Genomic DNA, 19706 nt, shown 5'->3' with positions numbered 1-19706 from the left:
GCGCATAAAGAGCGTATTAAGGTTTTAAATACTATTTGTTGCGATTTCAGCCTAAAATTTTCTTACAATTGGGCGGCAAATCCAATACTCAGGTTAGTAATCATAAACTCACAACAGCATCCCTGATGATCAGTTGTCGGATTATCACTCAATAAAAGTGATAATCACGATATAAAGTTGTTAACCACTAGATAAAATTTCAACGTTCAGAGTAGATTATTTCTGCGCCATTAGTGATATTGATTAAAATTACATGAAGATTCTACTTATGAACAATCCAGTCTTTAAGGTAAATTAAAATCTAAAAAATTATATGTTCAATTATGGTGAAATCTCACATGCAAAATCCTTTCTAATCGCTGATTGAAGATTTTCTTTTGTTTCCCTTATCCAGGTTCTACTTTGCTCATTCATGATAAAAAGTACCGGAGAACTATTTTCAACAAGCATTCTCATCTTGTTATAAATGGGATATTCATGTCCCAACGTAACAAAAATGGATTTTCGCAAGGGCATTAGATACTGCGGGTTTGATTCAGGTCCCTGTAAAGCACCCGGAATAGGCTTTGAGCTTGAAACCATATAATCTTTTGATGCCATAACATTTGCCAGCTCTTTGACCTTTGATAGCTCTTTATCAGTTCGATTTTGCTTCGGATAAACTCCGACAATATCAGCATAAAATAGAGAATTACTTTCGGTATTATTCGATAATGGCATCACTTTGAACTCGATATTATCTAGGGTTCCGCTACTCATAACTGCCATTGATTCAGTGAAACCCACAAATGCTCTGCCATGCCCTTTTTCAAACCATTCACCATGCTGATAACTAGCTGTCTCCTTAGTGGAATTGTCATAGCTAGACATCTCCATAATGGATCTTAAATTTGCTGTTGCATCAGCATCAAACTCAGCAGAATTGAATGGCAGGTTCATTGGCATCTGATTATAGAGACTATAAACTGCCTGCAAATATAAGCTGGCATTTGTCGTTGAACCACTCATATCCACCATTAATCCTGTCTTATTTGGTGGAACCTGACCTGTATATTGGCAGGAATTTAACGTTGTTTTTAGTTGGGTTAATGTCTGAGCTATATGCACTTCAGTATCATTAGCGTGATAAAACAACAGACGAGCACATCCCACTTGAGGAATTCCCCAATATAATTCCGTGCCTACCATTTTGATTCCATCGACTGCGTAATCAAAGAAATCATCAAAATCATCAATATCCGATTTTCCCAGAGGCAACAACCAGCCATTCTGAGCGAAATAATTCATATTAATTGCATCAAATACATAAACATCCAATTGGTCTGATGGATTTGTATTATAGCCCCCGTCCCAAACTTCCTTAGCTACAAAAATGAGGTTGTCATCTGGATATCTTTGTTTCCAAATTTTAGTCAGTTCTGTCTGAAACTGCTCTACGCGAGGTACCCAAGGATATAAACCGACACTGATATCTTGAGCAAATGCTGAACCAATTGCCAAGATAGAAACAAACCAAGATACAATGAGATACTTAACTTGCCTAAACTTTAAAATATTCACATTTATTCCCTTACAATTGGGGAGATTAGTCTCTTGTGTAATGTAATTTGGTTTTTATAAATTTCATCAAAAATGTCCAAATTGCCGATAGAACAACCAGAGCCATTCCCCAAAAATGATAACTACTGAATGGCTCTGATAGTATGAAAACTGCCATAAGAGCTGTCGCCGCCGGACCAAATGCTCCCATAACTGCAACCTGATTAGTGCCAATGCAGTTAATGGCTTCACTCAAGAGAAAAGAAGGGGCAATAGTACAAACTATTGCGATCGTCAAAGAAAGTAACAAGACTTGTAGGGTTAAATTTATGTCTTTCCATCCCTCTTCTGTCAGAAAATGTATAAATACACATATGCTCGCGGCTCCCATCGCAATACTAGTGAACATAGTGCTTGGTATTTTAGACATAAAACGTTTACTAAAGACCATGTAACAAGCAAAGGCCAGTGCCCCTCCAACGGCATATACTGCTCCAAACAATACATTGGAAGTATCTCCGAAGTTGAACTCATACGATAAGAGCAGAATAATACCGCTATAACTCAAGAAAAGCGTCAGCCACATATCTTTTTTAAATGTTTCTTTAAACAAAAACCAATTTATAAAACAAACAAATATTGGATAGGTAAACGAGAGTAATCCGGAAAGTTGTGCACTTAAATAATTCAGACTTTTCAGATCGAAGAAGCTTGATAAGTAGTAACCAACAACACCAATCAAACAACACAAGTACCAGTTAGACTTAATTGATTGCGCTTGTTTGAAAGTAAGTTTTGTATAAACCCTTATTCCAATAAGGATATAAATTGGCAATATAAAGAACATCCTGAGTGCCATAACACTGATGCTATCAATGCCATTTTTATACATAATTTTCACAATAATGCCTTTAAGTGAATATAGGCAAGTTGCTATCACTGCCAATAATAGGCCAAAAGCATATCTGTTGGATCTCAATCTACTTAAACTCACTAATGCCATCTTAATTTACCTTCGAAACTAATCATGTAGAACCCCTTATCAGCATCTTTGTAACAAGTAAGGGATTCCACCAACAAATATCGAGTATCTAGAATTTAGTAGCTTTGAACATTACGAAAGGTGGATAATATTGTAGACCTTCAGTATCCTTTGAAGTATCTGCGTCATTGTGTTCAAAAAGCTCAATAGTTTTAAACCCGGCCTCGGTCAAAATTTCGTAATATGTGTCTTTATGCCAATGCGTATCTGAAATCTCAAAAATACTTCCATCTGGCAGATCTAAATACACTGATCTTCGTTCTCCATCATTGTATTTTTTATTTGGCTCACCGTTCATGAAAGAACTGAACTTAATTCCGGTTGAATCCGGATTAGTATCCAATATGTAAAAAATGCCACCAGATTTTAATGTCCTATGAACTTCTTTAACTATTTTCAAAAGATCAGATTTTTCATTATTATTGATGAACACATAACAACATATAGCGGCGTCGAAAGTATTATCCTTGAAACTAAGGACACCCGTATTGATTTGATGATAAGAACTATTACCACGATTGATATTACTGGAAGCTTTATTCACCATGGTTTGTGAGATATCCACTCCCGTTACCGCCTTTATGCCTCCAGCAATTAGCCGACGTGATACTTTCCCACCACCACAACCGTAATCAAGAACTGATATATTTTGACCCAAGCTCTCCTTAAGGTTCTTAATTAACGGCTTGTACCCAAGCCTCTCCTCCAAATAATCATCATATTGATCAAATAAGTTTGAAACCTCTTCATTCATCCAATTAGTACCCATTTATTACCTCATATTCATTCATGTGTAGTAATAATCAATAAAGCCTAGATTTCACCTATTTCAACCTGTTCAATAAAAAAGATCTGTGAAATGGATGGACACTTTCAATCAGCATATCAGGCACACTCTTCCCACTTTGGAAATAAGTATTTACTTTAAAGAGACGGATAATTTCTATCCAATACTCGTCTAATGGAAGATGATTTATATCGTTCAAAGACAATTCAGAGCAACGAATTTTCTTTTCATATTCGAGGACCTTGGATACCACTGAAAAATCTGATTTAGGCATTACAGGCGGTGAACATATTGGCTCAAATGTTTCAAATGGACGCTCTAGTATGGATTGGACTTTCTCCTGATTAGACTGGTATATATGAATCGAGCCCACGTTATGAGTATATTGACCCACTTCACACCCAAGCATTGAAGCTATGAACTCTTGAATGAAAGTGAATGAAAAAATATCTCCTAACATCCCCACATACGCATCATTAGCCCGCATGTATGCAACCATATGTAGTTTTCCTTCACGCAAGAGCAATTGCAGCCCTAAAGTGCATGATACGTCTATATTAGTCTTATAGATATCTTCATCCGCACTGAATATTTGGATAAACACTCTCTTACTATCAACGTCATCATTTTTGATAATATCGACAGCTCTAGCAATTTGGTTCAGGTCGTCAGATCCGAAGTGCAACAGTTTTTTTCCATAGCCAGTGCCAGGCAGAGTTTTCCCATCTGCTGAATACTTGGCCATAGACGGGGCATACCAGGATATAAAATCAAGATCATTCTTTCCTGAAAGATACCATAGGGCTTCTGCATAATTGAAAATTACATTTTGCTTTCTCATGGGATGAAAGCAATATCTCGATAATGGGTTTGTCAATTTACAACTAAAACCAAGAACCTCACGTTCGGAATGCCCACGTGGGCTATTTTCAAATTCATAGTTATTACTAATCAGATCAAGTGTCTCAATGTACAATTGATTAAATGTGTGATAACGATTCATGAACGTTCTCGAATTCTTCAATTAACATCTCTATTTGAGTGATATCAACACCAGCTTCTTTTCTGTAACTCAATGTCTTAACTGAAGTGATTTCACCCAACCCTTGGACTAAAAAAGCGTATTCTTCGTTCTCTTCAAGCAAAAGCACTACTGGTTTTTTCATCGCTGATGCCCAACCCATTTCAATATGCGTACCAGGTGAAGCAGGGACGCCAGGGAAGGCTACAAAATAGTCACACTTACTAATTTCTTCGTAATCAATGAGTGTGCATTGAGAAGGTACCATAAATTCACGTCCCCATTTTTCACGTTTATGAGCACAATGCACAGACCATCCTCGCTCTTCAAAATATTCGATGATACTTTGGAATTGATCGATATCTTTATGTGACATAACATGACATTCAGGATCTACTAATGCTTTAAACGGTCCAGCTAAAAACATCTTTTTCATATATTATGGGCCTTATTCTGATGTTAATTAGCTCGTGTTCTGATAATTGCTTCAGCTTCCCGAGCTACTGTTGCAACATGTTCAATTAGTGTTTCTGATTGACTGTAAATATCTCTGAAACTCATCCAGCGGCATTCCAGTGCATCGTCTCCAGCAACAGGAGTTCCCGATAAATAACTACAGAGAAGTGGTACTAAGATGAAGTGATGGTGGATACCGTCGCTATCAAATTCATTTACTTCGACTACAGAAAGAATTTTTTCTACTGTAGCTATTAATTGAGTTTCTTCTTTGAGTTCTCTTAGAGCACCATCCTTTAAACTTTCACCAGGCAGTACGGAGCCACCAGGAAAACCCCAACCAAGCCGCTGAGGTTGTTTATTCCTCTTAACCAATAAGATCTTGTCGTTATGATATACAATGGCTAACGTAGCAACCTTGGGCTCAGATAGCGCTTTGGGGTCTTCATTTGCTCTCATAATCAAACTCACCTCTGTGATATTACTGAATTTAAAATTTAATCCTTATCTGGCTTCAAGACTTGCCATAGCGATGAGCGCGATTTCTCCATCCCAATAATTACGAAGATTTCTCGCTGCATTCCACGCACGTAAGCCGGATCTACATGCTAAAACAGCTCTCTGCCCAGACTCTGGAATAAAGCTTCCATCACAAAACTCATCAACCGACATCCTTAACGCATCAGGGGATACAGGAGTTGGCGCCTCATCTTTCCCCCGAAGATCTATTATCAGATCCTTGGAAGTTAGTGATGATATTGATATGAAATGGAATGGGGCTGATTTTGGCTCTTCAGCATTATCAAAGCGAAAACTTGAAAATGCATAAGTATCTAAATCAGCAATTACCATTTGCCCTAAAGGCGATGAGGATAAGTGCAGTAAAGTCCCGATTGCCATTTGCGCCTGCAAAGCACCTATCATTGCGACTACAGGACCTAAGACTCCCGCCGTGGCACAAGTAGCCGTATTATTTGGTATGTCAGGGAAAACGGCTCTGAAAGAAGGAGCGGATGCACAAAATCCTCCCACATAACCTTGAAGACCAAGAACAGTGGCAGAGATAAGCGGCTTTTCTAGCAATGAACAAATATCCGATAGCATGTAGCTAACGGCATAGCTATCAGCACAGTCTAAAACGACATCGGCATTACTTACCAATAAACGAGCATTATCTGGATGTAATGTCGTGGCATGGGTAAGAACTTCAACTTCAGGATTAAGTTTATTTAGAGCTATCTTTGCGGCATCTACTTTCGCCAGACCGACTAAGCTCTCGTTGTAAAGAGGTTGTCGATGCAAGTTAGTAAGTTCCACAACATCAGGATCAACGACAACTAAGGTACCAACTCCAGCTCCACACAAATATTGAAGTACTGGTGAACCAAGACCACCAGCACCAATAACTAAGATCTTAGCGCTAGAAATCCTTGCTTGCCCGCTCTTCCCCACTTGTTGTAGTACTTGCTGCCTATCATAGCGATTCAATGCCTTGCCCTCTTGTTATAGCGAGCCACTCTTTCACTCGATTTACTGGATCAGCATTCAATGTAATATCCGTTAATACAGAAATGATATCCGCACCTGCGTCAAATACATCGTTTGCAAGCTCCACCTTCATTCCACCAATAGCAACCAACGGAATGTCACCAAGAGCTTGCTTCCACTTTGATACTCGACTTAATCCTTGGGGACTCCACTTCATTTTCTTAAGAATAGTTGGGTAAACTGGGCCAAAAGCAATATATTCTGGGTTTAATGCGATCGCCTTTCTTAGCTCTTCACCATCATGTGTGCTGACCCCCAACCGCATGTTTGCACGACGAATTTGGTCTAAATCTGCTTCTTCCAAATCCTCTTGACCAAGATGAATAAAGTCACACCCTTCCTCAATAGCGATTTGCCAATAATCATTAACGATCAAGGTACAGTTAAATCGAGAACATATTATTTTCGCTTTCCTGATTTCGTTACGTATATGCTCAATATCTTCATCTTTAATTCGTAATTGGATTTGTTTTATTCCTAATGGGACTACTAACTCAATCCACGTCGCACTATCGACAATGGGATAAAACGGATCTAGTTTCATGTTAAATAGGCCTTACCAAATACAGGGGTAGAAGGCTCTGCCATATCTCTCTTTTCAATTGGCTTAGCCAAATAACAAAATCGACCTGCCTCAACTGCATTAGCAAATGCCTGAGCCATCATTATTGGATCACCAGCGCGCGCTACAGCGGTATTTAGCAGGATCATGTCATAGCCTAATTCCATTGCCGCCGCCGCATGAGAAGGCAAGCCTATTCCTGCATCAATAACCAAGGGAATATCAGGAAAGTGGGCGCGGAGAGTTCTCAAACCGTAGATGTTATTTAGTCCTCGGCCAGAACCGATCGGAGCACCCCAAGGCATAAGGATTTCACAGCCTGCTTGCAGTAATTTTTCTGCTACTGAGAGATCTTCAGTGCAATATGGAAAGACTTTAAAGCCATCAGCACATAAAATCTTTGCTGCTTCAGCAAGACCGTAGACATCAGGCTGTAAAGTATCTTCGTTAGCAATAATTTCTAATTTGATCCAGTCAGTGCCAAAAATTTCTCTTGCCATGTGCGCAGTAGTTACTGCTTCTTTTACCGTATGGCAGCCCGCTGTATTAGGGAGCACTCGAACATTTAATTTTTTAATTAATGACCAGAAACTTTGTCCAGCCTTATTTTTCCCCGACTCTCTACGAAGAGATACGGTGACAATCTCCACTCTGGAGGCTTTAACGGCTTCTGACAAAATTGTTGGCGATGGATATTGAGATGTTCCAAGCATCATACGGCTGTACAGTTCTGTATCGTATATTTTGAGCACATTAGCCTCCTTGCATTGGTGCCAAAATTTCAATCTTGTCTGCACTTTTTATTTCAAACTCATCACGCTCTTGCACACTTACAAAATTACCGTTTACAGCTGTTACCAGAACGGTATTTACATACCCAAGCTCTTCAAGAATTTGTCCTAAATTAGAACCTGAAACAGATACCTCTAAACCATTAACTAGAATATTCATCGATTGACTCCGGAATGTTAGCTCCTTCAAAAACAGCTTTTGCCGCCATTTGTGCCATTGAAGGTGACAATAAAAAGCCATGACGATAGAGACCATTCACACAAAGAATCTCGCCTTTCCAATAGACACGCGGGAGATTGTCTGGAAATGCAGGTCTTGCATCGACACCTATTTCTATAATTTCAGCTTCATGAAAACTTGGATGAAGAGCAAATGTTGAACCAAGTAGTTCAAACATGGATCGTGCAGAAATTCGTTCACGCTCTTCATTCTCAATCATAGTTGCACCAACCATATAGTCACCATTACCACGCGGCACTAAGTACAAAGGTATTCTTGGATGCAGTAATCGAATGGGTCTGTTAATCTTTATGTCATTACTGTGAATCAAGAGCATTTCACCTTTGACCCCGCGTAATGTTTTTGATATGTCACGAGCCTCCAGCCCGCGGCAATCAACAACTAAATCGGTTCCTCTAACATCGCTGATATTAGCTTCATTATTGAATACAAACTCGACACCCAATCTCTCCAATTTTTCAGATAACTGAACAATTGCTTTACGGGGGTTTAAGAAAGCCTCGTCTTTAAAAAAAAGTCCCCTATGAAAGCGATCGGCAAGGTCCGGCTCAAGTTCTGCAATTTGGTCTGAATAAACGCTTTCGTAATTCTCAGTTTTATTGGCAAAAGTCTTCAGTTCAGAAATATCACGTCCCAAAGCAAGTACAAGGGTACCTGATGAGACAAGTGTTTCAGTATGATTCGCCCACCAATCGATAGCACGTTGTCCTAAGTTAACGACTGAAAGCTCCGCACTTTCACCTTCACACCATGGTGCCAGCATTCCACCCGCCCACCAAGAGCACGCCTTAGCGCCCACCTTAGATCCACGCTCAAGAATCCGGACATTTCCCCCTCTCGCAGTGAACTCTGCCGCACAAGCAAGACCCGCAACACCAGCCCCTATGATTGTAATGTGCATAGTTTCTCACCCCATTTATTAAAAAAGTGATGAACTGGGCCATGACCGAAACCTATTCTTAACTTATTAGATTCTAAGATGGCCTGATGTAAATAATCTTTTGCCTCGGTTACTGCTTCAACTAAGCCCAATCCATTCGCCATAAGGGCGGCAATCGCAGCAGAAAGAGTGCATCCAGTACCATGCGTATTCTTAGTATCGACTCTTATTGCCGTGAGATTTATTGTCTGCTGTTCGGGTAAAATGAGTAAATCCACGCAATTATTGCTATTGAAATGTCCTCCTTTCATCAATACACCTTTGGCTCCAAGTTTTAGTAATTCTCTTCCTTGGCTTTCAGCCTCAGCCAAAGTTCTGGCTTCTTCTTTCCCAAGCAAGACCGCTGCTTCAGGTAAATTAGGTGTTATCAACGTTGCCAACGGAAGCAAATCTGTTCTGAAAATTGACATTGCTTCCTCTTGTAGCAAGACGTCACCAGATTTGGCCATCATCACTGGATCAAGGATTATAGGTCCACAATAAAACCTTAGAACCTCGACTATCGCTTTGATAATTTCCAAAGTGAGAACCATTCCAATTTTGATTGCATGAACAGCAATATCCTCTAATACGGACTCTAATTGTGTTGCTACAGAAATAGCTGGGACACTATAAATGTTCCTAATTCCAACTGTGTTTTGGGAAGTTAAAGCAGTGATCACTGTCGTCGCATAAACATCTAAGGCACTCATTGTTTTAATATCTGCTTGAATTCCAGCACCACCACCGCTATCAGAACCCGCTATTGACAAAGCTACCGGAGTTTTAATTAAGAGTATGTTTTCGTGGCACATCATTATGTCCTTAAATTTCCAACTTCGACAAATAAGCTCCTTTCAAATCTAATTTTGAAAAGTTTCCAAGAAAAAATAACCGAATCAAATAAATAGGATTAACGGAATTCAAAATAACAAACAGATTATTATCTATAACTTTAATAGATATTGATTTTTTCTTTGATTTATCATCACCCTCTACAATCCATAAATTAAACTAGATAATAAAGCATAGAAAATAAAAAATATCACTGTATATGAATGGGAATTATTTATAATGTGTTTATTTAAGCTATATCGTTACTTTTGGTCACATGATTTTATATACATAATCAATCAGTTTGACTTCCAAATAACAGGTGTATTAAATTTAATAATTCGTTAGGGAATTTCATTTTTAATCTAGGTATTCTAAAAATCCTAACATATTGCATATCTATATTCGAACTTCTACATATATACTTCGTTTTTCAAGTTGTCTCTTTGTTGACTATGCTCACTCTCCCCCGGTCACATAGTTATCAATGCTCCCAAGGATTCTCTCCCTTACCGTCGCGACGCATCTTGAAATCCATTGGCTATAATTCATGTAACCTGATAGTAAAGATGTAAAAAAGCAATATAGTAATAACACAAATATAACCATGTTAATATATATATTATCTATAAATTGAGTTCAGTCACAATATTTTTAACCCAAGAAATACAAATTTAAATTTTATAGCTATATATACCAAATTGACTTGAAAATGATTATTTAAAGACAAGTTTTGGGAAATTACACTAAACCACAAAGCCAATTTACTCATTTTTTCTAAGAGAGATATTAAAAAATGAGTAATAACTTTTAAAATCCTGAGATAAATTATATTCTTCACTAAATTCTGACACCACCATGTAAGCACTGAATCGCCTATTTTTTATCATTTTTTACGGTCGATAATGTATTTTTCACGTTATTCTGAATTAGTTTTCCATATTTAGAAAATATTTTTAATTTAAAACTCTGCTTTACCAAATAAATTCCAATGAATTACCGCATTCGATGCTTCTTTATATTCTACTAATGTATCAACATAGTTCAATACAGTCATTTTTTCACTCTGGTTGTTGCTGTAATGAAAATGAATTCAAAACGCAAGGCATAATAATTTGCAAACATTGACTATTCACGGGCATAACTTTGATAAGAGGTTTCAGTCGCCAAAAATAATGTATTACGCACTGATTTAATGGACATGCCTTGCAATAATCCCACTATCAGCACCAACCAAACAGCTTTGCCGCCACAGGAAGTAGTTCAAGGATTAAAATAAAAACGGCCTCCAATATGGAAGCCGCTGATCTCATTCATCTTTCAAGTTACTGCCTTGCTGGCTGCAACTTGAAATCTATTTTCGAAACCCATTGAGTACAAAATATCTCTGCAAAAATAATGCAAAATCTAATGCATTATTTCTTTTTCTTTGCCTTAGGGTTTGGCAAATCAGTAATGCTGCCTTCGTAAATTTCTGCAGCCATACCGATTGATTCGTACAGAGTTGGGTGAGCATGAATAGTCAGAGCGATATCTTCTGCGTCACAGCCCATTTCGATAGCCAGACCGATTTCGCCCAGCAGTTCACCGCCGTTAGTACCAACAATAGCACCACCGATAATACGGTTAGATTCTTTATCGAAAATCAGCTTGGTCATACCATCTGAACAGTCAGATGCAATTGCACGACCAGATGCAGCCCATGGGAAAGTTGCAGTTTCGTAGCTGATGCCTTTTTCTTTCGCCTCTTTCTCAGTCAGACCAACCCATGCCACTTCTGGCTCAGTATAAGCAATGGATGGAATAACTTTTGGATCGAAGTAATGTTTCTTGCCAGAGATAACTTCAGCAGCAACGTGACCTTCGTGAACACCTTTGTGTGCCAGCATTGGCTGACCAACAATATCACCAATAGCAAAGATATGAGGTACGTTAGTACGCATTTGTTTATCCACATGGATAAACCCGCGCTCATCAACTTCAACACCAGCTTTACCTGCATCCAGCAATTTACCGTTTGGTACACGACCGATAGCAACCAAAACTGCATCATAGCGCTGTGGTTCAGCAGGTGCTTTCTTGCCTTCCATTGTCACGTAGATGCCATCTTCTTTAGCTTCTACCGCTGTCACTTTAGTTTCCAGCATCAGGTTAAATTTCTTGCTGATGCGCTTAGTGAACACTTTAACAATGTCTTTGTCCGCAGCAGGAATAACCTGATCGAACATTTCTACTACATCGATCTGAGAACCCAGAGCGTGATAAACGGTTCCCATTTCCAGACCGATAATACCACCGCCCATTACCAACAGGCGTCCCGGAACATTTTTCAGTTCCAGTGCATCGGTAGAATCCCATACGCGAGGATCATCATGTGGAATGAAAGGCAGCTGAATTGGGCGTGAACCCGCTGCGATAATGGCATTATCAAAATTAATCGTTGTTGCGCCGTTTTCGCCTTCAACTACCAGAGTGTTAGCACCCGTAAATTTACCAACACCGTTAACAACGTTAACTTTGCGGCCTTTAGCCATGCCGCCCAGACCACCTGTCAGCTGGGAAATAACTTTTTCTTTCCACAGGCGGATCTTATCGATATCAGTTTGTGGCTCACCAAACACGATACCATGCTGTGCCAGTGCTTTTGCTTCTTCAATTACTTTTGCAACATGAAGCAGCGCCTTGGATGGGATACAACCAACATTAAGACAAACACCACCTAAAGTAGAATAGCGCTCAACCAGAACAGTATCCAAACCTAAGTCTGCACAACGAAAAGCAGCAGAATACCCTGCAGGGCCTGCTCCAAGCACCACTACCTGGGCTTTAATTTCAGTACTCATCATGACCTCTTAATTGTTTGTCCGGCGAGTCAGACGAAAATACCCTTCGTATTTCACATTGCCGCTTAGCTGCAACGAGAAATCCATTGGGTAAAAAACCATATTCCACCGGGACGTACACACCGCGAGCAGTTTACAGAATTGTAAATAACCTGAAAAGCACGTTAACGTGACAGAAATCCCAACCTGCCAGATGCAGGGAAAAAATATCTGTCACGATAGTAATCATTAGGCCGGTAAATATACCGGCCTTTGCATTACATCACCAAACGGCGGATGTCGCTCATCAATTGATTAATATAAGTGATGAAGCGAGCACCATCTGCTCCATCGATCACACGGTGATCGAAAGACAGAGACATAGGCAGAATCAGACGAGGAACGAATTCCTTGCCATTCCAAACTGGTTTCATGGAAGAACGAGACAGACCCATGATTGCTACTTCTGGCGCATTTACAATTGGTGCAAAACCGGTAGTACCAATACCACCCAGACTGGAGATGGTGAAGCAGCCGCCCTGCATGTCGGAAGCAGTCAATTTACCAGCACGAGCTTTCTTGGAAACTTCAGCCAGTTCTCTGGACAGTTCCATGATACCTTTCTTGTTGACATCCTTGAATACAGGAACAACCAGACCATTAGGTGTGTCAACCGCGATACCGATGTTGACATACTTTTTCAGGATCAGCTTCTGACCATCTTCAGAAATGGAGCTGTTAAAGCGAGGCATTGCTTCCAGTGCTTTCGCTGCTGCTTTCATCACGAATACCAGCGGAGTGATCTTCACGCCCAGCTGTTTCTTCTCAGCTTCTTTGTTCTGCTGTTTACGGAACTCTTCAACTTCAGTGATATCCGCTTCATCGAACAGGTTAACGTGAGGGATCATGACCCAGTTGCGGCTCAGGTTAGCACCTGAGATTTTCTGGATGCGGCTCATTTCAACTTCTTCGATTTCACCAAACTTGCTGAAATCAACTTTCGGCCAAGGTAACATGCCCGGCAAACCGCCGCCCGCAGCAGCAGGAGCTGCTTCTGCACGTTTGATAGCCTCTTTCACGTAAGCCTGAACGTCTTCACGCAGGATGCGGCCTTTACGACCTGTACCTTTAACTTTAGCCAGATTTACGCCAAATTCACGCGCCAGACGACGAATCACTGGAGTTGCATGAACATAAGCATCATTTTCTGCAAATTCGTTTTTGCCTTCTGCTGGCTTGCTTGCTGCTGGAGCTGATGTTGCTTTCGCAGGTTCAACCGCAGGAGCTGAAGCCACTACTGGCGTTGCCGCAGGTGCTGCACCCGCAACTTCGAATACCATGATCAAAGAACCCGTTTTGACTTTATCGCCAGCGGCAATTTTGATCTCTTTCACCGTACCCGCGAATGGTGCAGGAACTTCCATAGAAGCCTTGTCACCTTCAACAGTGATCAGTGACTGCTCTTCAGCGATAGTGTCACCCACTTTTACCATGATTTCGGTGACTTCAACTTCATCGCCACCGATATCCGGTACGTTCACTTCTTTTGCCGCAGATGCTACAGGCGCTGCTGAAGCCGCTACCGGCGCTGCCGCAAGTACTGCACCAGAACCCGCAACTTCGAATACCATGATCAAAGAATTCGTTTTGACTTTGTCACCAGCGGCAATTTTGATCTCTTTCACCGTACCCGCGAATGGCGCAGGAACTTCCATAGAAGCCTTGTCACCTTCAACAGTGATCAGTGACTGCTCTTCAGTGATGATATCACCCACTTTTACCATGATTTCGGTAACTTCAACTTCATCACCACCGATATCTGGTACGTTCACTTCTTTGCTTTCAGAGGCTGCTGGTGCTGCCGCTGCTTGCTGTACAGGTGCAGCTTCTGCTGCACCGTCTGCGGATTCAAAAATCATGATCAGTTTGCCGGTTTCAACTTTATCACCAGCCGCAACCTTGATTTCTTTAACTACACCCGCCTGTGGCGATGGGACTTCCATAGAAGCTTTATCACCTTCAACAGTGATCAGTGACTGTTCTACTTCAACTGTGTCACCTACTTGCACCAGAATCTCGGTAACTTCAACTTCATCTGCACCAATATCAGGTACGTTAATTTCGATAGACATTAATCTTTACCTCTTATGCCAGACGTGGGTTAGCTTTTTCTGGGTTGATGTTGTATTTCTTAATAGCTTCTTCAACGATTTTCACATCAACTTCACCACGTTTAGCCAATTCACCCAGAGCCGCCACAACCACATAAGAAGCATCAACTTCAAAGTGGTGACGCAGGTTTTCACGGCTGTCAGAACGACCGAAACCATCAGTACCCAGTACACGATAATCGCTTGCAGGAATGAAGTTACGTACTTGTTCTGCAAACAGTTTCATGTAGTCAGTAGAAGCAACTGCTGGTGCCTCACTCATGATTTGAGCAATATAAGGAACACGAGGTTCTTCTAATGGATGCAACATGTTCCAGCGCTCACAGTCTTGACCATCACGAGCCAGTTCAGTGAAGGAAGTTACGCTGTATACATCGGAACCAATACCGTATTCAGCAGACAAGATCTTCGCTGCTTCACGAACATGACGCAGGATAGAGCCTGAACCCAGCAACTGAACTTTACCTTTCGCGCCTTCCAAGACTTCCAGCTTGTAGATACCTTTACGGATACCTTCTTCAGCGCCTTCTGGCATTGCTGGCATGTGGTAGTTTTCGTTCAGTGTAGTGATGTAGTAGTAGATGTTTTCTTGTTTCTCACCATACATACGCTCCAAACCATCATGCATGATAACGGCAACTTCATAAGCGAATGCTGGATCATAAGAGATACAGTTAGGAATAGTCAGAGACTGAATATGGCTATGACCATCTTCGTGCTGCAAGCCTTCACCGTTCAGAGTTGTACGACCAGAAGTACCACCAACCAGGAAGCCGCGAGCTTGCTGGTCACCCGCTGCCCAGCACAGATCACCGATACGCTGGAATCCGAACATGGAGTAGTAGATGTAGAATGGGATCATTGGCAGGTTATTTGTGCTGTAAGACGTTGCAGCAGCCAACCAAGATGAAGCAGCACCCAGTTCGTTGATACCTTCTTGCAGGATCTGGCCTTTAGAATCTTCTTTATAGTATGCAACCTGCTCACGGTCTTGCGGAGTATACTGCTGACCATTAGGGCTGTAGATACCGATTTGACGGAACAGACCTTCCATACCGAAAGTACGCGCTTCGTCAGCAATGATTGGAACCAGACGATCTTTGATCGACTTGTTCTTCAGCATGACGTTCAATGCACGAACGAAAGCAATAGTGGTAGAAATTTCTTTGGATTGTTCTTCCAACAGAGAACTGAAATCTTCCAGAGCTGGGATTTCCAGTTTGTCGTCGAAGTTAACGCGACGACTTGGCAGGTAACCACCCAGTGCATTACGACGCTCATGCAGGTACTTGGATTCTTCAGAGTCTTTGTCGAAAGTCACGTATGGCAGGTTTTCGATCTGTTCATCAGACACAGGTACATTGAAACGATCACGGAACTGACGAACGCCTTCCATGTTCATTTTCTTAACTTGGTGAGCAATGTTTTTACCTTCAGCGGTATCACCCATACCGTAACCTTTGATGGTCTGAGCCAAGATTACAGTTGGTTTGCCCGTAGTTTCCTGTGTTTTTTTCAGTGCGGCATAAACTTTCTTAGGATCATGACCACCACGGTTCAGAGCCCAAATTTCGTCATCAGTCATATCTTTGACCAATGCCGCAGTTTCTGGGTAGCGACCGAAGAAATGTTTACGGACATAAGCGCCATCTTTGGACTTAAATGTCTGATAGTCGCCGTCCAGCGTTTCGTTCATCAATTGAACCAGTTTACCACTGGTGTCTTTACGCAGCAGTTCATCCCAACGCTCACCCCACAGGACTTTCAGCACCTGCCAGCCAGCGCCATCGAAGATACCTTCCAGTTCATTAACGATTTTGCCGTTACCGGTTACTGGGCCATCCAGACGCTGCAAGTTACAGTTGATGATGAATACGAGGTTATCCAGTTTTTCACGGGTTGCGATAGTGATCGCACCTTTGGATTCTGGTTCATCCATTTCACCGTCGCCCAAGAAAGCGTAAACGGTTTGTTGAGAAGTATCTTTCAGACCACGATGTTCCAGATATTTCAGGAACTTAGCTTGATAAATCGCGGAGATCGGCCCCAGCCCCATTGAAACAGTTGGGAACTGCCAGAAATCAGGCATCAGTTTTGGATGCGGGTAAGAAGATAGGCCATTACCACCGATTTCCTGACGGAAGTTGTTCATTTTCTCTTCAGTCAGACGACCTTCAAGGAATGCACGTGCGTAAACGCCCGGAGAAATGTGGCCCTGGAAGTATACCAAGTCACCGCCATCATTTTCATTGCGAGCACGGAAGAAGTGGTTAAAACAAACGTCGTAAACAGTAGCGGAAGACTGGAATGAAGCCATATGACCACCCAGCTCCAGATCTTTTTTGGATGCACGCAGAACAGTCATTACCGCGTTCCAGCGAATAGCAGAGCGAATACGGCGCTCCAAATTCAGGTTGCCAGGGTAAGCAGGCTCATCCTCAACAGGAATAGTGTTGATGTAATCACGGCTTGCAGCACCCGCAGCAACGTTAACGCCACCTTTACGAGCTTCATTCAAAACCTGATCAATCAGGAATTGAGCACGCTCAACACCTTCTTCACGGATGACCGATTCGATCGCCTGTAACCAATCGCGAGTTTCGATCGGATCCACGTCATTTTTCAAAATATCTGACATGGTGTATTCCTTATCTGTTATCTATTTCTAATGGTTGTTGGAGCCTATCTTCTGGTCATACCCTTTGACGAAACTGCCTGTTATGACCGGAAGATAGGCCCTGCTATATGTTGCCGCTAAAACTCTTAAATAACTGAATAAAGAGTTGACGAACTGTACAAACGCAGCAGTCAGGATCTGTACAGCCAAGTTTAGAACCTACCCTATTTGGGAATTTGATTTGTCTATGACGCCCCAAAGGACAGGCTCTTATTCCTGATGTTGCTGGAGCCGCCTCAATGAACGCTCACGACGAGTATGTTCACGAGTTAGATCCAATAAAACTTCTTCAATAAAGGCCAAATGGCGATGGGAAGCCTCACGGGCTTTTTCCGGTTCTCTCGCCATAATAGAGAGAAAAATCTCAGCCCTATGGTCACTAACGGCTGCCAACATTTCTTTACGGGTATAAATAACTTCAAAATTGCGCCTGATATTTTGTTCTAACATCGGGATCATACAGCGCAACAAATGTAGCAATACCACATTATGGGCAGCTTCCGTGACAACAAGCTGATATTGCAGGACAGCATCAGATTCCGCATTCACATCGCCACTTTGTTGTGCTTCTTGAATAGCAAAATGACTTTGCTCAATGCGTTTGAAATCTTCATCAGTTCCCCTCAGAGCTGCATAATAAGCAGCAATTCCCTCTAAAGCATGGCGTGCTTCAAGGAGATCGAACTGGGATTCTTGATTCTCTGCAATAAGTTGGGCAAGCGGGTCGCTGAAACTTTGCCACAGATTATTCTGCACGAAAGTTCCTCCCCCTTGGCGACGGAAAAGAAAGCCTTTGGCTTCCAATTTTTGAATGGCTTCGCGTAATGATGGGCGTGATACTTCAAACTGTTTCGCCAGTTCACGCTCAGGCAGCAGTTTTTCTCCCGGGCGTAGCGAGCCTTCGAGAATGAGCTGTTCAAGACGCTGCTCAATCACATCTGATAACTTTGGTTGGCGAATCTTGCTATAGGCCATATCTGCTGTAAGCCATTCAATAAGTAAACGTTGCTTCGGACTATGCCCAACCAACTAAGCCTTAGTGACTAAATAATTAGTAACTAAACCCTAGCTAACGGGCCAAAGTCAATTGGTCATACCAATTTAGAATACAGGGTCTTAAAGTAACAAAGTATTCACTAGCTGTCTATAAAGACCTTGAGTCAAATCATAAAAACCTGCAAATTTTAACAAATTATTTTAAATTTTATTAGAAAATTATAACCAAAAGGGATTTTAAGAAGGAGAAACTTGATTGGATTTAACGCTTTTTAAATGTAATAAATAAGCAAAATAAGGCGCCAAACACCCCACTAAGTAAATAAAAATTCCCACCAGAGTCATTCTTGTCATATATGGCGGGACTATAACAAGGGAACGAATTACTTGTTTAAAAGATAGGGAACAAACGATTACTAACACCAATCCCCTATCCCCTAATTGTTAAACCAATGCTCCGTAGATCGTCAACAATGCAACAATGATCACAATAGTAAAAGTCGCCTTTTTTGCCAACGTTACGGCAGCAACAGGCGTTTCTATAGGATTCAGATGAGGCTCTTTACTTAGTGCAAATTGTGCCAATTGACTGATCACCTTATATTGCGATGACCGAAAATCAGTAAGTGATGCTATCCAAGCTGGCAAGGCTTTCTCACCATGCCCCAACAAAGCATAGGCAATACCAGCCAAACGTGTAGGAAGCCAATCCAGCAAATGCAATATGCCATCAACTCCCGATTGTGCTCTCTGTACTGCCGTTTTGTATTGTGCCAACCAGCCTTGATAAGCTCTGAGGCAACCATATCCCATTAAAATGACAGGTCCAAATTTACCCAATACAGCCAACCAAAAAATAGGGGCGAGATAATAACGAAAGTTTATCCAAATCAATGAATTCTGTATCTCACGTAACCTCTCTTCCTTTGTGGTATCAGGCAATGTTCCCTGAATCATCGTCAGACGGGCAAGATACTTATGCTGCTGCTCAGGATCATCTTGGCGCACAGCCTGAATATAGCCACGGTAATCATGACGCAGCCCACCTGCACCAATACATAACAGGCTGATTATGATACTCAGCACCATCGCGGGAATACCAAAAGCAACGGAACTGGAAATAGCAATAAACATCCAAGTTAATAGGATAACCAGAAAGGTCATCCCCAAACTACTCCACAGTGAATGTGATCTTACTCTGACAAAAAATGGAGCTAAGCAGCGTTCCAGTTGCCAGTGATCTCCCATCTTAAAAACACGTTCCCATGCTAGTATTAACAATAGAATAAAGAGAGTCATT

At 41.4% G+C, this 19706-nt stretch carries 17 protein-coding genes; all 17 read right to left on the bottom strand.

The features are described 5' to 3' along the window. Positions 1 to 321: 321 nt before the first annotated feature. Positions 322 to 1560: a thiamine pyridinylase gene (gene bcmE, locus Xvie_RS06965; protein WP_167376242.1), complete on the bottom strand. Its 1239-nt coding sequence runs from the start codon at positions 1558 to 1560 to the stop codon at positions 322 to 324. Positions 1561 to 1585: 25 nt separating this feature from the next. Further along, positions 1586 to 2542 (bottom strand): DMT family transporter, encoded by a 957-nt coding sequence (locus tag Xvie_RS06960; protein WP_086108611.1) that lies wholly within the window; start codon positions 2540 to 2542, stop codon positions 1586 to 1588. An 88-nt stretch (positions 2543 to 2630) separates the two neighbouring features. Further along, positions 2631 to 3350, bottom strand: a complete 720-nt coding sequence (locus Xvie_RS06955; protein ID WP_086108610.1) for a class I SAM-dependent methyltransferase — start codon at positions 3348 to 3350, stop codon at positions 2631 to 2633. Between the two features lie 55 nt (positions 3351 to 3405). Then, positions 3406 to 4371: a thymidylate synthase gene (locus Xvie_RS06950; RefSeq protein ID WP_086108609.1), complete on the bottom strand. Its 966-nt coding sequence runs from the start codon at positions 4369 to 4371 to the stop codon at positions 3406 to 3408. Continuing rightward, positions 4349 to 4825: a nucleoside 2-deoxyribosyltransferase gene (locus Xvie_RS06945; protein WP_086108608.1), complete on the bottom strand. Its 477-nt coding sequence runs from the start codon at positions 4823 to 4825 to the stop codon at positions 4349 to 4351. Before Xvie_RS06945 ends, Xvie_RS06950 begins: the two co-directional genes overlap by 23 nt. 23 nt (positions 4826 to 4848) lie before the next feature. Continuing rightward, positions 4849 to 5304 (bottom strand): NUDIX hydrolase, encoded by a 456-nt coding sequence (locus tag Xvie_RS06940; RefSeq protein WP_086108607.1) that lies wholly within the window; start codon positions 5302 to 5304, stop codon positions 4849 to 4851. Positions 5305 to 5349: 45 nt separating this feature from the next. Further along, the gene (locus Xvie_RS06935) at positions 5350 to 6333 is read right to left on the bottom strand and encodes a HesA/MoeB/ThiF family protein (protein WP_086108606.1); all 984 of its coding nucleotides are present in this window, start codon (positions 6331 to 6333) and stop codon (positions 5350 to 5352) included. After that, positions 6320 to 6937 (bottom strand): thiamine phosphate synthase, encoded by a 618-nt coding sequence (locus tag Xvie_RS06930; RefSeq protein ID WP_086108605.1) that lies wholly within the window; start codon positions 6935 to 6937, stop codon positions 6320 to 6322. The genes Xvie_RS06935 and Xvie_RS06930 overlap by 14 nt, the downstream gene beginning before the upstream one ends. Continuing rightward, positions 6934 to 7707 (bottom strand): thiazole synthase, encoded by a 774-nt coding sequence (locus Xvie_RS06925; RefSeq protein ID WP_086108604.1) that lies wholly within the window; start codon positions 7705 to 7707, stop codon positions 6934 to 6936. The genes Xvie_RS06930 and Xvie_RS06925 overlap by 4 nt, the downstream gene beginning before the upstream one ends. A 1-nt stretch (position 7708) precedes the next feature. Further along, entirely contained in the window at positions 7709 to 7906 is a 198-nt protein-coding gene (gene thiS, locus Xvie_RS06920) for a sulfur carrier protein ThiS (protein WP_086108603.1), read from the bottom strand. After that, entirely contained in the window at positions 7890 to 8888 is a 999-nt protein-coding gene (locus tag Xvie_RS06915; protein WP_086108602.1) for an FAD-dependent oxidoreductase, read from the bottom strand. The genes thiS and Xvie_RS06915 overlap by 17 nt, the downstream gene beginning before the upstream one ends. Continuing rightward, positions 8870 to 9721, bottom strand: coding sequence for a bifunctional hydroxymethylpyrimidine kinase/phosphomethylpyrimidine kinase (thiD, locus tag Xvie_RS06910; RefSeq protein ID WP_086108654.1), 852 nt, complete (start codon positions 9719 to 9721; stop codon positions 8870 to 8872). Before thiD ends, Xvie_RS06915 begins: the two co-directional genes overlap by 19 nt. A 1434-nt stretch (positions 9722 to 11155) precedes the next feature. Further along, complete coding sequence (gene lpdA / locus Xvie_RS06905; protein WP_086108601.1) at positions 11156 to 12583, bottom strand: dihydrolipoyl dehydrogenase; 1428 nt, start codon at positions 12581 to 12583, stop codon at positions 11156 to 11158. Positions 12584 to 12840: 257 nt separating this feature from the next. Continuing rightward, positions 12841 to 14694 carry a pyruvate dehydrogenase complex dihydrolipoyllysine-residue acetyltransferase gene (aceF, locus tag Xvie_RS06900; protein WP_086108600.1) on the bottom strand — a complete coding sequence of 618 codons (1854 nt, stop codon included), beginning with the start codon at positions 14692 to 14694 and terminating at the stop codon, positions 12841 to 12843. Positions 14695 to 14707: 13 nt separating this feature from the next. Continuing rightward, complete coding sequence (aceE, locus tag Xvie_RS06895) at positions 14708 to 17371, bottom strand: pyruvate dehydrogenase (acetyl-transferring), homodimeric type (protein ID WP_086108599.1); 2664 nt, start codon at positions 17369 to 17371, stop codon at positions 14708 to 14710. Positions 17372 to 17620: 249 nt separating this feature from the next. After that, positions 17621 to 18385, bottom strand: coding sequence for a pyruvate dehydrogenase complex transcriptional repressor PdhR (pdhR, locus tag Xvie_RS06890; RefSeq protein ID WP_086108653.1), 765 nt, complete (start codon positions 18383 to 18385; stop codon positions 17621 to 17623). Positions 18386 to 18850: 465 nt separating this feature from the next. Next, on the bottom strand, positions 18851 to 19705 hold the full coding sequence (gene ampE, locus Xvie_RS06885; RefSeq protein ID WP_086108598.1) for a beta-lactamase regulator AmpE: 855 nt from the start codon (positions 19703 to 19705) through the stop codon (positions 18851 to 18853). Between the last annotated feature and the right edge of the window lies 1 nt (position 19706).

It is taken from the genome of Xenorhabdus vietnamensis (assembly GCF_002127535.1).
In the GTDB taxonomy this organism is placed as follows: domain Bacteria; phylum Pseudomonadota; class Gammaproteobacteria; order Enterobacterales; family Enterobacteriaceae; genus Xenorhabdus; species Xenorhabdus vietnamensis.
The sequence above is the reverse complement of the archived record's forward strand: the minus strand, read 5'-3'. Positions and strand labels throughout refer to the sequence as shown.